This window comes from Flavobacterium sp. FG19 (genome assembly GCF_057809475.1).
In genome coordinates this window covers 1-15,116 of record NZ_JBMDKA010000054.1, presented here as the reverse complement: position 1 = coordinate 15,116, position 15,116 = coordinate 1, and the positions used below count along the sequence as shown (strand labels likewise).

Below are 15,116 nucleotides of genomic sequence, written 5' to 3'. Positions count from 1 at the left end.
CTCATTATTATCAAATTTAATTATAAATTCGTCTAAACTTTTGGGTGCAGTCTAGTACAGAGGGCGTTTTCTTTTAGTCATGTTTTTATATTAATCTATCGGCGGATAATCAAAATCTTTACAAATCAAAAATAATTACAATTTTTAGTACCAAACGTATTATTTAGACCAAGGTCTTGTTTTCAACGACCAGCGTACAACAAGTCGTTTTTTTTTTATTTCCAGCCTCCTCCTAAAGCTCTGTACAAATTAACAACCGCCTGTAATTTCTGAAGGTTATCGTTAATTCCGCTTAATTGTGCGGCCAGAAGGTTCTGCTCAGATGTCAATACATCCGTATAATTCGTAGCCGAGCTGTATTCTAAAAGCTGTTGTGTAAAATCGACTGCTTTTTCCAGCGCTTCAATTTGTTTCGCTCTTGAATCTTCTTTTTCAACGGCCATCTGATACGCATACAAAGCGTTTGAAACTTCCTGACCCGCTGTTAAAAGGCTCTGCTGAAAATTGTTATAAGCCTGTAACTGCTGTGACTGCGCTGTTGTCAATCGGGTTTTGTTTACCCCCTGATTAAAAATAGGCTGTGTTAATCCTCCAATTATAGAATAGAAAATAGAATTTGTAAAAAAGTCCTTCAATTCCAGGTTCGAAAACCCGCCGCTTGCTGTAAGCGTTAAACTTGGGTAGAAATAGGCTTTAGCCAGATTCGTAGATTCAAATGCTACTCTGAAATTAAACTCGGCCTGACGTACATCCGGACGGTTTTGCAGCAGCTGCGAAGGCATTCCTATTGCCATATTTTCAGGAATAATCTGAGTTCCCAGTTCCCCTCTTTCAATAGGTCCCGAAGCCTGTCCTAACAAAATATTGAGCGCATTTTCGGTTTCACGGATACTTTGTTTTAAATCCGGGATTAAAACTTCAGCGGCATGCTGGTTAGCTTCACTCTGCACAACGGCCGCTCCGGTAACAATAGCACCTTCTTTTAAATCCTTGATGGTTTCAACATTTTTAATACGGCTTTCTAAGGTTTCCTGTGTAATCTTCAATTGTTTGTCATACGCTAACAACAGGAAATAATTATTGGCAATATCTGAAATCAATTGGGTCTGAACAGCCTGTTTCGCTGCATCTGTAGCCAGATATTTGGCTAAAGCGGCTCTTTTGGAACTGCTTAATTTTCCCCAGATATCTGCTTCCCAGGAAGTACTTAACCCCAGTTTATAAGTCGTGGTTAACGTATTGATATTAATTCCGGCCGGAAAGTTAAGTCCCGCTTCTGACTGTTTGGTATGAGTGGCACTGGCATCCAATTGTAACGTTGGGTAATACGCCAGCTTAGTCTGACGCAGGGAAGCACGGGCCTGTACAATGTTTTCGATCGCATTTTTAAGGTTCAGGTTCTGATCTAAACCTTTCTGGATTAAAGCATTCAGTTTCTCGTCTTTAAAAACACTCTGCCAGGGCATATCGGCAATCGTCGTCGAATCTGTCGAAGACTGGTCACGATACAGCTGATCTGTTTTCAGTGTTGTGGGACGTTCGTACTTTTTGGTAACGGAGCACGCACTTAAAAGTACGGCCGTCATTACCAGTACAATATATTTATTTGAACTATTAGTCATCTCTGTCTTTAATTAAATGTTACTCTTTATGAGCTTCTAATAACTGAATTTCCTCGTCATCATCGTCATCATCATCATAGCCGTCTTTAGCCGGGCCGCTCACTTTTTCCTGTAAAGTCTGGAAGATGATAAACAGAACCGGAATAACAAATACCCCTAATATGGTTCCTATCAGCATTCCCCCTACAGCACCTGTACCAATCGATTTATTCCCCACCGCTCCGGCACCTGAAGCAAACATCAGCGGAACAAGTCCGAGGATAAAAGCAAATGAGGTCATCAGAATAGGACGTAAACGGGCTACGGCTCCTTCAATTGCCGACTGTACAATTGGCAGGCCTTTTCGTCTTCTGTCCAAAGCAAATTCCACAATCAGAATACCATTCTTCGCCAGAAGTCCGATCAGCATGATTAAGGAAATCTGAAGGTAGATGTTACTGTTCAGCTTGAAAATAATCGAAAACAAATAGGCTCCTGCTAATCCAAACGGAATTGAGAATAATACCGCAAATGGCAGAATATAACTTTCGTACTGGGCACTTAACAGGAAGTAAACGAAAACCAGACATAAAATAAAGATGAAAATCGTTTCTCCTCCCGAAGCCAATTCCTCACGTGTTAATCCTGAGAATTCGTAACCATAACCTGCAGGCAGGTTTTCTGCTGCTACTTCCTGAATGGCTTTAATAGCATCTCCGGAACTGTAACCTGGTTTTGGTGCTCCTGTAATCGAAATAGAAGTAAACAGGTTAAATCTGGAAATCGATTCCGGCCCGAAAACCCTTGTCATTTTTACAAATTCGGTAATAGGTGCCATATTTCCGGCACTGTTACGAACAAAGATTTTATTAAGCCCTTCAGTATTCGCTCTAAACTCCGGAGAAGCCTGAACCATGACACGGTACTGTTTCCCGAACTTATTAAAGTTTGAAGCATACAATCCTCCGTAATATCCCTGCATGGTAGAAAGAATCGTATTTACCGAAACCCCTGCATCTTTAGCCTTTGCTAAATTAACATCCATCATATATTGCGGGAACCCGGGATTAAATGGTGTTGTCGCATACTGTATTTCCGGACGTTCTGATAATTTTGCCAGGAAATCATTATTTACTTTAAAGAATTCAGCTGTGGTATGACCTCCTTTATCCTGTAACTGGAATTCGAATCCACCGCTTTGTCCAAAACCCTGAATCGTTGGCGGCGAGATAAAGAAGATACTGGCCTCACGGATTCCGCTGGTTTTCGCAAAAAGCTGTCCAATTACGTCATCCACACTCAGGTCACGCTGATCCCACGGATATAATTTCACGATAACCATACTATAAGCACTTCCCGCTCCCGCTGTAAAGTTCTGCCCTACGATACGAAGGGTATTTTTAACTCCGGGGATGGTCTTCGCAATACTGTCTACTCTTTTGGCAATAATATCCGAACGCTCCATAGAAGCCGAAGGCGGTAAACTGATATTGGCAAAAACAGTTCCCTGATCTTCAGACGGAACGAAAGCAGACGGTGTTGTTTTCATCATATAAACCAATGCAATCCCTGCAATCAGGATAGAACCTAAAGCAATCCATTTTTTGGCAGAAAGGAAACTTACAGAACGCTTGTATCTTTGAGTAACATTGTCAAAGGCAACGTTAAATGAAGTATAAAAACGCTGTAAATAGCTTTTATGTTTATGATCGTCAGCATGCGGTTTTAATAAAAGGGCACATAATGCCGGACTTAATGTTAAAGCGTTTACTGCCGAAAGGATAATCGCAACAGCCAGTGTAATACCAAACTGTTTGTAGAAAACTCCGGTTGATCCGGTAATGAAAGTTACCGGAATAAAAACCGCAGCCATAACAAGCGTGATCGAAATAATCGCCCCCGATATCTCGTCCATCGCATGTATTGTAGCTTTCCTGGCCGATTTATACCCGTGATCCAGCTTGGCGTGCACCGCCTCTACGACCACAATCGCATCATCGACCACAATACCAATTGCGAGTACCATCGCAAAAAGTGTCAATAAGTTTATTGTAAATCCAAATAAATTCAGGAAGAAGAACGTTCCTACAATCGCAACCGGAACCGCAATCGCCGGAATCAAAGTCGATCTGAAATCCTGAAGGAAAATAAATACCACAATGAAAACCAATATAAAGGCTTCAATCAAAGTATGGATTACTTTTTCGATAGAAGCATCGAGGTTTTCGTTAACATCCACCATGATGGTATATTTCATACCTTTTGGAAAACTCTTAGCAGCTTCTTCAATCAGTTTTTTAGAATTGATGATCACATCACGGGCATTAGAACCCGGAGTCTGGCTGATGGCCATGGCTGCCGATTCTACTCCATTTGTTTTAATCGTCGAAGAATAACTTAAAGAACCCAATTCTACTTTGGCTACATCTTTAAGTCTCAGCATCTGACCGTTTCCAACCGATTTGATAATAATTTCCTCAAATTCTTTGGCTGATGTTAAACGTCCTTTATATTTGATAACATACTGAAAAGCCTGATTTCCGTTTTCACCAAATTTACCCGGAGCCGCTTCGATATTCTGTTCTGCCAGAGCAGCCGAAATATCGCTTGGAATTAATTTGTACTGCTGCATAACATCCGGTTTCAGCCAGATTCTCATAGAGTAATCTTTTGAACCAAAAACGGTTACATCTCCAACTCCTACAACACGCTGAATCTGCGGTACAAGGTTAATCTTCGCATAGTTTTGGAGAAACGTCTGATCATACGCCTTATCATCACTGTACAGAGAGAAAATCAATAAGTTACTGCTCTGGCTTTTGGTTACGGTAACCCCGGCCTGCGTTACCTCTACCGGTAATAAACTGGTGGCTCTTGAAACCCTGTTCTGAACGTTTACTGCTGCTAAATCAGGGTTGGTTCCTACTTTAAAGAAAACTTTTATAGAAGCATTACCATCATTGGTTGCTGTAGAAGTCATGTAGGTCATGTTTTCTACACCATTAATCTGCTCTTCCAGCGGAATCACGATACTTTTCAATACCACATCCGCATTGGCTCCGGTATAACTTGCTGCCACGTTTACCGTTGGCGGTGCAATATCCGGATATTGGGAAATCGGTAACTCAATTAGGCCTAGAACACCTAAAATAACGATAATAACAGATATTACCGTTGAGAGTACGGGTCTTTGTATAAACTTTTTAAACATTTCTTTTATTTTAAATCGGCGTAAACTGTTTCCGGGCTTTGATTCTGGGCTTTAATTTCAGTTCCTTCTTTTAATGAGGCTACTCCTTCTAATACAATTTGGTCGCCCGCTTGTAAACCGCTGGTTACCACGTAATAGTTTCCTGCCGTATTTTCAAGTACTGTAATATTGGCATTTTTTGTTTTACCATCTTTTCCTAAAACTACGGCGAACATTTTGTCCTGAAGCTCGAATGTGGCACTCTGCGGAATAATAATTCCGTCTTTTACTTCTTTTGGAATACGAACTGTAGTGCTGCTTCCGCTTCTGATAATTCCTTTTGGATTTGGAAAACGTGCTCTGACATTTACAGTACCCGTTTCTGTATTGATCAATCCGTTTACAGTTTCTATGTTTCCTTTCTGGTCATATGCTGAACCGTCTGAAAGCACTAAAGAAACCGCCGGGAAACTTTTAATTTTTTGATTTAATGAAGCTCCTGAATCTTTGGTAAAATTTAAAAGTGCTTTTTCATTTAAAGCAAAATAAGCGTACACATTACCAATACTTGAAACGGTCGTTAAAGGTTCAGTTGTATTAGAACTTACCAAACTTCCTAAACGAAATGGGATTGATCCTACCACACCGTTTACCGGACTTGTAACAGTCGTATACCCTAAATTTGTTTTGGCATTTACTAAAGCTGCGTTTGCCTGAGCCAAAGATGCCAAAGCCGACTCATAAGTATACTGAGCTGATTCTAAATCATATTTGCTGATAATTCCTTTTTCTACCAAAGGTTTTACTTTATTGACTGCCAGTTTTGCAGCACTTAAATCTGCCTGGGCACTTTTTATACTTGCTGTTGCCGTTCTTACCTGCTGCTCATATTCAGGGGCACTAATTTTAAACAAAGGCTGTCCGGCTTTTACCACCGCTCCTTCATCAACAAAGATTTTATCAATGTACCCTTCAACCCTTGGTCGTATTTCTATATTCTGCTGTCCTTGTATACTGGCAGGATAATCGCTGTTTAATGTGGCAGATTCCGGCTGTAAAACCAGTGTTTTATATTCTTTAATCTGCGGTGCGCCTCCGGCTGCTGCCGATTTATCATTTTTACCGCAAGAAGCGATAATAACTGATGCTGCGAGGATGCTTAAAAATGACTGCTTCTTCATTTGAAATAATATCTAATTATCGATTATATGCCGACAAAAGAAATAAAATATAAGAAGCAAAAAATTTCAAATAGACGAAGCCCACAAGACAATCGACAAAAATAATCTCAGACCCGATGACTTTTTTTTAAAATTAAACAAGTGTTTAATTTTTTAGCTCGTCGGCTCTGAAATGCTTTTTAAGGGCTGTAAATCAGTTTTTGACGATTGCTTCTTTATCACATTCAAATAAACTGTAATATTGCCCTTAAAATAAACTAAAGTATAATGGGCTCTTATCTCAACAGACCATATTTATTTACCGGACTGCATATTCTAAGCTGGTTATTACTGGGCTTTGTCATGCTGTTTTATATTCCTATTACCTGGAGAGTAATACTGCCTGGTGTTTTTTGGCTCTGGCAGATTATCATTCTGGTTTTACTAATTATTATTTTTTATACCAATGCCCGCATTGTAGTTCCCAAAACCATTATTAAGGACAATACTTCCCCGTTTTTGGTCTGGGCTTTTCTTACGGTTTTTGCCATGCAGCTTATCGCGTATTTGTATACCTCACAAACTGACCTTCATACAAAAGTGAGTCTGGTTCTGGGCTTTAAAAAATACCGCAACCCTTATTTCGACAATTATGTTCTCATGCTCACCTTACTGGTTCTGGGAATCAGTACCAGCTGGGCCATGCTGCAATACTGGCAGAAAGCCGCTCAGCACAAACAAAAACTGGAACAGGATAAAACAGCAGCAGAGCTGGCAATGCTGAAAGCGCAGATCAATCCGCATTTTTTCTTTAATTCGCTAAACAGTATTTATTCCCTGACGTATACCGATATTGAAGATTCCCGAAATGCTCTTCATACGTTAAGCCGCATGATGCGTTACCTGCTTTACAGTACCGAAGAAAGAACCACTTTACTCAAAGAAGCCGAGTTTATGCGGGATTTTATTTCACTGATGAAACTTCGTGCGAATAAAAAACTGACAATCACTACCGATATACCGGAAAAAATACACGATTATCCTATAGTTCCGATGTTATTACTACCTTTAGTAGAAAATGCTTTTAAACACGGAATACATGCCACGGATAAAAGTGAAATTCATATTTCACTGAAACAAAACGGCAGCAGTCTTGAATTTGAAGTTGAAAACACTTATTTCGAAAAACCTGCTGCATCAGATGAAGGCGGAATCGGCTTAACCAATACTAAACGAAGACTGCATCTGATTTATCCAAACAAACATACACTGACAGCCGGTATAGCCGGTAACGGAATGTACAATGTAAAACTGCAGCTAAATTTAGAATAATGACAATATTAAAATGTATAGCAGTTGACGATGAACCTCTCGCTTTAAAACTGGTCGAAACGTTTATCGAGCAAACGCCTTTTTTACAACTGGCGGCAAGTTGTGATAATGCGGTAGAAGCCATGAGTTTAATTCGGGAAAAACAGCCTGATCTGGTTTTTCTGGACATTAACATGCCCAATTTAACGGGAATGGAGCTGGCCCGGCTGCTGCAGGAACAAACCGGAATGACTCCTAAAATAGTTTTTACAACCGCCTACAATCATTATGCTATTGAAGGCTACAGGGTAAATGCCGTTGACTATCTTTTAAAGCCTTTCAGCTACGAGGAATTTCTACGGGCTGCCAATAAAGTGCTTCAGCTCACCGAAGAAGCTTCCGGGCAATATCATCCGGTTACAGCCGATGACGAGTTTATTTTCTTAAAAGTAGAATACCAGTGGGTCAGGATTTCCCTGAAAGATATTTTGTATATCGAAAGTCTCAAAGATTATGTAAAAGTTCATTTAGACGAAACTCAAAAAGCAGTGCTTTCGCTTATTTCGTTGAAAGCTTTAGAAGAAAAATTACCTTCATCCAAATTTATGAGAGTGCACCGTTCCTTTATCGTTTCACTCGATAAAATAAACGCCATCAGTAAAAACTCCATATTTATTGGAAAAACCGAAATTACGGTAGGCGAACAATATAAAGAAACGTTTAAGACCATAGTGGACAAATGGTTAAAGTAGAATTGAAAATTTTAGTATCATGCAAAAACGATCCAACAAATATTATCTGACCCTGAGCCTCAAAGAATATGCTAACGGCGACACCCGTCCGGCAAAAGAACTGGGAATAGAATTTGACAATCACGACGAGATATTTGGTATCATCCAGAAAATAAAAGACAAAAACATATTTGAAAATCCACATGAGGCTACACAATTTGCCCTTGGATTAAAATTATTCAGTGAAATCAAATTAAAGCACCGTAATAATCCTTTATTTGATGAACTAAACGAAGTATTTCCGGTCTTTATGAAAAAACTTAAAAGTCTGTAAGTCAAAGACTTCTTTCATTCAAATTATGAAAGAATTAAAAAGGTTTATGTAAAAAGTTTATCCGTCTGTTTCGGTAATTTTAGGAGAATGATCTAAAAATACCGCTTTATGATACAGAAACACGGCTTGATTATCACAAAAACCGAATTAGACTTTGAGTTTGAAGGCGTTCTCAATCCTGCTGTTATTGCAGAAAACGGAAAAATACATATTTTTTACAGAGCTGTTGCTTTAGGAAACCATTCCACAATTGGTTACTGTCGTCTTTCAGATCCGCTGACTATTGAAGAACGGTATACCTATCCGGTCATTGTACCAGAAACTGACAATGAAAAATACGGTGTTGAAGATCCCAGAATTGTTAAAATTGAAGATCTTTATTATCTTTCTTACTGTGGTTATGACGGCGAGAATGCTTTTGGATGCGTGGCAACTTCCACAGATTTAAAAACCTTTACCAAACACGGAATCGTTGTTCCCCAATTATCAGGCGATGAACTGCGTTCTCTCATAAAACACCGGCAGGATTTAAATATTAAATATTTTCAGCCCAGTACCGGGAGCAGTTATGTCTGGGATAAAAATGTGGTTTTCTTCCCCAGAAAAATAAACGGAAAACTCCATTTTCTACACCGGATCCGTCCGGGAATTCAGATCGCTTCAGTCGGTAATCTGGATGAATTAACACCGGAATTCTGGAGAAATTATATGCCGGAGCTTAAAAATCATATAGTTCTCGACCCAAAATTTGCACACGAATTAAGTTATTTGGGAAACGGCGCTCCCCCAATAGAAACAGAACACGGCTGGCTTTTAATTTATCACGGCGTTCATGATACGATTAACGGTTACATGTATGTGGCTTGTGCCGCACTTCTCGATATTGACGACCCTGCGAAAGAAATCGCCCGACTGCCGCATCCACTTTTTATTCCGGATCAGCCCTGGGAATTAAAAGGGTATGTTAATTATGTGTGTTTTCCAACCGGGACTATTCTTATAGACGACGAACTTTATATTTATTACGGAGCAGCCGATGAAGGAATTGCCTGTGCTTCTGTAAGCCTTCATACTTTGCTGACCGAACTTTTAGCCAATAAAATTTAGTTTTCAGTTCCCAGTCGCAATCGCAGTTTTCAGTCTCTCTATTTACACCATTCACTACTTACTACTCACTAATCACTAATCACTATTTACTAATCACAATTCCCTTTTTATTCCCTAATTTAGTGATCCCAAAAAAAGCAATTATAATTATGGATAAGAAAATAACCAAAGAAGACATAAGTCAGGAAGTCTTTGATTTGTATGATGACTATGCGCATAATAAAATTAACCGAAGACAATTCGTGGAAAAACTTTCCATATTTGCAGTAGGTTCGCTTACACTGCCATCGCTTTTAAGTTTTATGACTCCCAACTATGTCGACACCATTTTAATACAGCCCGCAGATCCCAGATTAAAAACAGGTTATATACATTACGATTCTCCAAAAGGCGGAGGTTCTATAAAGGGACTTTTATCGCAGCCTTCTGATGCTAAAAATAAAGTGCCCGGAATTATTGTAGTGCATGAAAACAGAGGACTAAATCCGTATATAGAAGATGTGGGAAGAAGGGCTGCTCTCGAAGGTTTCATAACACTGGCTCCCGATGCTTTGTCTCCATTAGGCGGATATCCCGGTAATGATGATGACGGGCGTGAACTGCAAAAGAAACGCACGCGGGAAGAAATGCTGGAAGATTTTATAGCAGCTTACGACTATCTTAAATCACATAAAGACTGTAACGGTTATGTGGGCGTGGTGGGATTTTGTTTTGGAGGATGGATTTCGAATATGATGGCCGTGAAAATCCCGGATTTAAAAGCGGCAGTTCCTTATTACGGCGGACAACCAACCGAAGACGAAGCCGGGAAAATTAAAACACCCCTCCTTTTACATTACGCAGGTTTAGACACCAGGGTAAACGAAGGCTGGCCAGCCTATCAGGAAGTTTTAAATAAAAACAAAGTCGAAAATACGGCTTATTTTTATCCAAACGTAAATCACGGCTTCCATAATAATACAACACCAAGATATGATGAACCTGCAGCTGCTTTATCGTGGACCAGAACTATTGACTTTTTTAAAGCCAAATTAAAAAAGAAATAATCGGCATTCTATAAAACCTTTTGTAAATTTGGTCTGTCTCGTTAATTCAGTTTCAACACAAAAAGACAGACCAGATGTTACGACCTTGGCCATTTGAAATTCATTTAGATAAAAAATCAGACAAAGCATTGTATCTGCAAATTGCCGATGCGATAATCAATGCCGTAAAATCCGGTAAACTAACCAGCGGTAATGCTTTACCCGGAAGCCGTCAGCTGGCAGGAATACTTAGTGTAAACCGAAATACGGTAATTGAAGCTCTGGATGTTTTAACTGCCGAAGGATGGCTGGTTACAGCAGATCGAAAAGGGACTTTTATTGCCGATATTCTTCCTGAAACCGACTTCAATAAAAAAACACAGGCCAGGGTCAATATTACGGTTGAAAATCATAAACCGCATCTTGTTTTTGATGACGGACTCCCCGACAGCCGTCTTGCTCCTATGAACGATCTGGCACGTGCTTACCGTGAAATATTCAACAGAAAATCACGCTGGCAGATTATGGGTTACAGCAGCGAGCTTGGCAATGCTGAATTCCGAAAAGCGATCGTACAAATGCTGAATTTTAAAAGAGGCATGAATGTTTCTCTGGATGAAATCTGTATCACACGCGGAAGTCAGATGGCGATGTATCTTGCAGCACATTGTTTACTTTCTAAAGGCGATTTGGTGATGATCGAAAATCCGGGTTATAAACCTGCCTGGGAAGCTTTTCAGAACGCCGGTGCCGGTCTGCTTCCAGTGAATGTTACCAAAGATGGTCCGGATCTGGAAGAAGTTGAGCATCATCTTAAAAACAATAAAGCCATCAAAGCGATTTACGTTACGCCTCACCATCAATTCCCGACCACTGTTACGATGAGTCTTAAAAAGAGATTAAAACTTATTGAACTTTCCAATCAATACGGATTTACGATTATTGAAGACGATTACGATAATGAGTTCCATTTCGGACAAAGACCGATTCTGCCCATTTCGAGCTACAGCAATGCCAAAAACTTTATTTACATTGGGACTCTGAGCAAAATTGTCGCTCCCGCTCTGCGTATTGGCTACTTAGCCAGTTCCTCCGAAAATATTTTAAAAGTGGCTGATCACAGAAAAATAATTGATGTACAGGGCGACAATATCATGGAGGAAGCCGTTCTGCATCTTATAAACGAAGGTAAAATTAAAAGGCATCTCAAAAAAACCAACCTCATTTACAAAGCTAAAAGAGATCATTTTGAAAATCTCTGCAAACTTCATTTAAAAGACAAAATTACGTTTGTCAAACCCGAAGGCGGCCTGGCATTTTGGATTGTTCCCAATAAAAAAGTGGACACCGAAAAAGTATACACTGAACTGCTTTTGAAAGGAATTAAAATTATGAACCCTGAAAAATTCAGCTTTGGTGAAACCATAAATGGTTTTAGATTAGGTTATGCTTCTCTGACCGAAGAACAAATGGAAGAAGGTCTAAAGGCATTATCAAAATATTTATAACCGAACCGGTTTATGATCACTACAATCGAGTCTAATGTCCTTTGTTTGTAACGTAATGTTCATTAAACGGCAATAATTCTTTCCGTTTTCTTCTACAAAATAACCGCAATTATGACAGGTGCTCTGAACGTTTATGACCTGCAGTTGATGCAATTGTTCAATCAGCGAACTGATATTTTTCCATAGAATTGATTTTTCTTTAGCCGGAACAGCGTTGATTAAATCAAATAACGGATTGGCAAAATCTTCTGTCAGCAAAACCATTTCCAGCCCTTCTGACGTAAGTTCAAGAGTATAACTTCTGGAATCACTTTCATTAATGACTTTTGAAATATATTCTTTTTGTTCTAAAATCTTAATTGTATCGCTGACGGTTGCTTTTGTTAAATTGAACTCTTTCGCCAGATAACTTACTGTTGCTTTACTTTTGGAATGATGTTTTATAAATATCAAAAGCTGAATCTGCATCGGACTCAGATCATGCTTTTTTGCTTTCTCCCAAAGCAAGACTCTGAAAACCTGAGACAAACGTTCCAGTCCTGCTGTAATTTTTCCTTCTAAACTATGATTTTGTATTTCTAAATCGAAAATTGTTTTCATCATTGTACTACATAAAACAGACTAAAAGCCCCCAAACTTTCAGCCTGTCGAATTAATAATCCGAAATGAAAAATCAATAACAGTTTTCCATTTCTATAATCGAAAATCCATTTTTAAGAATCTGATTTTCAATATCTGCCGGAGCCTTATCGATATGACAAAACCGGCATTCATTAGAACTTAAAGGCTGGCCTTCCTGTAAAACTGTTTTAAGGTATTGTTTTCCATATTCGAAAACCTGATTAGCATCGTTTGTATTTTCATCCACCAAAATATCAAAATGCATTATTTTACCGTCTTTTCGGGTTACGTAAGTATCCCATACTGCTACTTTCATTTTACTTGTTGTTTGTTGTTTATTGTGATTTTAAACACATAGGAACATAGTTTTTAAAACGTAGTAAAAGGCGTTTCACTTGTTTAAACAAACATAGCTATGTGTTAGAAACTAGTTTCTTTTTCACTCTTTATAAAAAAAAAAAATCTATGTTTCTATGTGTTAATAATTAAAATCCTTGTTTAAAATTAAAGTTTATAAAACCTCTTCGAAGAAAACTTCAAAGAGGTCTTATATTTACCCGATTACTTCTTCAATAGAAGCACCAAAATTAATGTGCAGCACATTTCCGTTTGGTGTTACCAGAGCCGGAACTGATTTAATACCTGCTTTTTGAGCTTCGGCAATTCGGGATCTGTCTTCTCCAATGTTTACGACCTCAACCTCTTTTACTAAATTTAAAATGTCGTGTTCTGCGCTTACGCAAACCGGACAGCCTGCATGATAAAAAATGGATTTACTCATCTTAATTTGATTTTAATTTGACTTTATTACTGAGACAAAATTAGTCAGGATACCTAACCATTAACTCGTCCAGTTTTGTCATTTACCAGCATTTTCTGGTCTGTTTTTCTTATTCAACTGGACTACTTGATATAGAAAAAACTGGATCTTTTTTACATTTCAAAGCAGCAATACCTTTGTGATATGAAAGAAGAAATTATTTTTAATCTGAAACAGGTTCACGACCGAATCGCAAAAGCCTGCAAAGATTCGGGAAGGGAAATTTCGGATATACGGCTACTGCTCGCAACTAAAACCGTTCCGGCCGATAAAATACGAATTGCCATTGAAGCCGGAGAAACTCTTATTGGCGAAAATAAAATGCAGGAATTTCGGGATAAAGATTCGGAATTAAAAGATCTGACTATCGAACGGCATTTTATTGGACATCTGCAGACCAATAAAGTAAAAGATGTTTTGAAATATGTAAGCTGTATTCAGTCTCTGGACCGGTTAAGCCTGGCAGAAGAACTGCATAAACAACTGCAGAAAGAAAACCGGACTATTGCTGTTTTTGTTCAGGTAAATACTTCGTTTGAAGAAAGCAAATTTGGGTTAGCGCCAACAGAAGTGATTCCGTTTATTACAGAAATCAGGAAATATGATACTTTAAAAATCAAAGGATTAATGACAATTGGATTATTAGACGTCGAGAAAGAAAAAATGCGCCCTTCACTTCATCTGCTGAAAGAAATAAGAGATGAAATTTACGCCGCCAAAATAGAAGGTTTAACTGATTTAAAACTTTCGATGGGAATGTCACAGGATTTGGAACTGGCTATAGCCGAAGGTTCTAATCTGGTAAGAGTCGGAACTTCTGTTTTTGGAAACCGTTTTTTGGGGAAAGAAATCTGGAACGAAAATATTTCAGAATAAAACTTAATTTTGCGCCAAATACTATAGCAAATGAATCTGTACGAACTGGTTGTAACCGATACCGAAAAAATTGCACTGGAAGATCTGTTTTTCAGCGAAGAGAATAAATCGGCACTGCTTCAAACAATAAAAGAACATCAATATATTGAGGAATTAAAAAAATACAACCTCATAGTCGATACTAAAATCCTGCTTCACGGGCATTCGGGCTGTGGAAAAACGACAACGGCAAAAGCCATCGCAGCGGCTTTAAACAAAAGCATTGTGATTATTAACCTCAGCACTTTAATCAATGCTAAAATTGGGGAAACTTCTAAAAATGTAAAAGCTATTTTCGACAAAGCAATTCGGGAAAAAGCGGTTTTGTTTCTGGATGAATTCGATCAGATTGGAAAAAGCCGTGAAAGCGACGATAAAGACGTTGCCGAAATGAGACGTCTGGTAAATACGATTATTCAGTTAATTGATTATTTCCCAGCCGACAGCTTACTGATTTGTGCCACAAATTTTTACAACAGTATTGATACCGCTTTATTGCGAAGATTTCAAATTAAGCTGAAGTTTGAAATGCCTGACAAAGCGCAACTGGATATTTATTACGACAAACTGCTGGCCGGTTTTCCGGAGCATCTGCAGGATATTCTGCGTAAATATGATATTTCTTATGCAGAGGTAAAAGATTATATCCACACCACAATGAAAAAACAGATTATTGCTGAACTAGAGCTAAAAAAGCAGAAAATCAGCGAAACGATTATATAAAAAAACGCCTCATATTCTGAACTGCCCCCAAAAAGTTAGACACTATTTGAGGGCATTTTTATGGAAAGAA

The 15,116-nt window shown here is 38.7% G+C and carries 14 protein-coding genes; 8 read left to right on the top strand and 6 right to left on the bottom strand.

Features of this window, described 5'->3' with window-relative positions; translation table 11 throughout:
- Positions 1-215: 215 nt before the first annotated feature.
- Genes ACODST_RS27210 through ACODST_RS27200 form a run of 3 tightly spaced genes read right to left on the bottom strand, consistent with a single transcriptional unit; the run spans position 216 to position 5,972 of the window.
- Positions 216-1,622: an efflux transporter outer membrane subunit gene (locus ACODST_RS27210; protein ID WP_488935243.1), complete on the bottom strand. Its 1,407-nt coding sequence runs from the start codon at positions 1,620-1,622 to the stop codon at positions 216-218.
- 19 nt (positions 1,623-1,641) lie between these two features.
- Positions 1,642-4,812: an efflux RND transporter permease subunit gene (locus ACODST_RS27205; RefSeq protein WP_488935242.1), complete on the bottom strand. Its 3,171-nt coding sequence runs from the start codon at positions 4,810-4,812 to the stop codon at positions 1,642-1,644.
- 5 nt (positions 4,813-4,817) lie between these two features.
- Positions 4,818-5,972, bottom strand: a complete 1,155-nt coding sequence (locus tag ACODST_RS27200) for an efflux RND transporter periplasmic adaptor subunit (RefSeq protein ID WP_488935241.1) — start codon at positions 5,970-5,972, stop codon at positions 4,818-4,820.
- Between the two features lie 267 nt (positions 5,973-6,239).
- On the opposite strand from ACODST_RS27200, the gene ACODST_RS27195 reads away from it, so the two are divergent.
- The 6 genes from ACODST_RS27195 to pdxR all read left to right on the top strand — a co-directional run bounded on the left by ACODST_RS27195 (position 6,240) and on the right by pdxR (position 11,967).
- Positions 6,240-7,283, top strand: a complete 1,044-nt coding sequence (locus ACODST_RS27195; protein WP_488935240.1) for a sensor histidine kinase — start codon at positions 6,240-6,242, stop codon at positions 7,281-7,283.
- A complete protein-coding gene (locus ACODST_RS27190) occupies positions 7,283-8,014 on the top strand; it encodes a LytR/AlgR family response regulator transcription factor (protein WP_488935239.1) in 732 nt (243 codons plus the stop codon). The genes ACODST_RS27195 and ACODST_RS27190 overlap by 1 nt, the downstream gene beginning before the upstream one ends.
- A gap of 19 nt (positions 8,015-8,033) precedes the next feature.
- Positions 8,034-8,327: a DUF3861 family protein gene (locus tag ACODST_RS27185; protein ID WP_488935238.1), complete on the top strand. Its 294-nt coding sequence runs from the start codon at positions 8,034-8,036 to the stop codon at positions 8,325-8,327.
- A gap of 108 nt (positions 8,328-8,435) precedes the next feature.
- Entirely contained in the window at positions 8,436-9,434 is a 999-nt protein-coding gene (locus ACODST_RS27180; protein ID WP_488935237.1) for a glycoside hydrolase family 130 protein, read from the top strand.
- A 149-nt stretch (positions 9,435-9,583) separates the two neighbouring features.
- Entirely contained in the window at positions 9,584-10,480 is an 897-nt protein-coding gene (locus ACODST_RS27175) for a dienelactone hydrolase family protein (protein ID WP_488935236.1), read from the top strand.
- Positions 10,481-10,554: 74 nt separating this feature from the next.
- The gene (gene pdxR / locus ACODST_RS27170) at positions 10,555-11,967 is read left to right on the top strand and encodes a MocR-like pyridoxine biosynthesis transcription factor PdxR (RefSeq protein WP_488935235.1); all 1,413 of its coding nucleotides are present in this window, start codon (positions 10,555-10,557) and stop codon (positions 11,965-11,967) included.
- Here the strand turns inward: pdxR and ACODST_RS27165 are convergent.
- From ACODST_RS27165 to ACODST_RS27155, 3 genes are all read right to left on the bottom strand, one after another.
- Positions 11,962-12,570: a MarR family winged helix-turn-helix transcriptional regulator gene (locus ACODST_RS27165; protein ID WP_488935234.1), complete on the bottom strand. Its 609-nt coding sequence runs from the start codon at positions 12,568-12,570 to the stop codon at positions 11,962-11,964. The genes pdxR and ACODST_RS27165 overlap by 6 nt on opposite strands.
- A gap of 70 nt (positions 12,571-12,640) precedes the next feature.
- The gene (locus ACODST_RS27160; protein ID WP_488935233.1) at positions 12,641-12,904 is read right to left on the bottom strand and encodes a DUF2024 family protein; all 264 of its coding nucleotides are present in this window, start codon (positions 12,902-12,904) and stop codon (positions 12,641-12,643) included.
- Between the two features lie 237 nt (positions 12,905-13,141).
- Entirely contained in the window at positions 13,142-13,369 is a 228-nt protein-coding gene (locus tag ACODST_RS27155; RefSeq protein WP_488935232.1) for a thioredoxin family protein, read from the bottom strand.
- A gap of 183 nt (positions 13,370-13,552) precedes the next feature.
- Between ACODST_RS27155 and ACODST_RS27150 the strand changes: the two genes are divergently transcribed.
- Positions 13,553-14,284, top strand: coding sequence for a YggS family pyridoxal phosphate-dependent enzyme (locus ACODST_RS27150; RefSeq protein ID WP_488935231.1), 732 nt, complete (start codon positions 13,553-13,555; stop codon positions 14,282-14,284).
- A gap of 30 nt (positions 14,285-14,314) precedes the next feature.
- Positions 14,315-15,046, top strand: coding sequence for an AAA family ATPase (locus tag ACODST_RS27145; RefSeq protein ID WP_488935230.1), 732 nt, complete (start codon positions 14,315-14,317; stop codon positions 15,044-15,046).
- Positions 15,047-15,116 lie beyond the last annotated feature (70 nt).

What these genes read in the sequence shown, in the direction of transcription:
- ACODST_RS27210 (WP_488935243.1), bottom strand. Translation starts at nt 1,622, where the DNA reads ATGACTAATAGTTCAAATAAATATATTGTACTGGTAATGACGGCCGTA.
- ACODST_RS27205 (WP_488935242.1), bottom strand. Translation starts at nt 4,812, where the DNA reads ATGTTTAAAAAGTTTATACAAAGACCCGTACTCTCAACGGTAATATCT.
- ACODST_RS27200 (WP_488935241.1), bottom strand. Translation starts at nt 5,972, where the DNA reads ATGAAGAAGCAGTCATTTTTAAGCATCCTCGCAGCATCAGTTATTATC.
- ACODST_RS27195 (WP_488935240.1), top strand. Translation starts at nt 6,240, where the DNA reads ATGGGCTCTTATCTCAACAGACCATATTTATTTACCGGACTGCATATT.
- ACODST_RS27190 (WP_488935239.1), top strand. Translation starts at nt 7,283, where the DNA reads ATGACAATATTAAAATGTATAGCAGTTGACGATGAACCTCTCGCTTTA.
- ACODST_RS27185 (WP_488935238.1), top strand. Translation starts at nt 8,034, where the DNA reads ATGCAAAAACGATCCAACAAATATTATCTGACCCTGAGCCTCAAAGAA.
- ACODST_RS27180 (WP_488935237.1), top strand. Translation starts at nt 8,436, where the DNA reads ATGATACAGAAACACGGCTTGATTATCACAAAAACCGAATTAGACTTT.
- ACODST_RS27175 (WP_488935236.1), top strand. Translation starts at nt 9,584, where the DNA reads ATGGATAAGAAAATAACCAAAGAAGACATAAGTCAGGAAGTCTTTGAT.
- pdxR (WP_488935235.1), top strand. Translation starts at nt 10,555, where the DNA reads ATGTTACGACCTTGGCCATTTGAAATTCATTTAGATAAAAAATCAGAC.
- ACODST_RS27165 (WP_488935234.1), bottom strand. Translation starts at nt 12,570, where the DNA reads ATGATGAAAACAATTTTCGATTTAGAAATACAAAATCATAGTTTAGAA.
- ACODST_RS27160 (WP_488935233.1), bottom strand. Translation starts at nt 12,904, where the DNA reads ATGAAAGTAGCAGTATGGGATACTTACGTAACCCGAAAAGACGGTAAA.
- ACODST_RS27155 (WP_488935232.1), bottom strand. Translation starts at nt 13,369, where the DNA reads ATGAGTAAATCCATTTTTTATCATGCAGGCTGTCCGGTTTGCGTAAGC.
- ACODST_RS27150 (WP_488935231.1), top strand. Translation starts at nt 13,553, where the DNA reads ATGAAAGAAGAAATTATTTTTAATCTGAAACAGGTTCACGACCGAATC.
- ACODST_RS27145 (WP_488935230.1), top strand. Translation starts at nt 14,315, where the DNA reads ATGAATCTGTACGAACTGGTTGTAACCGATACCGAAAAAATTGCACTG.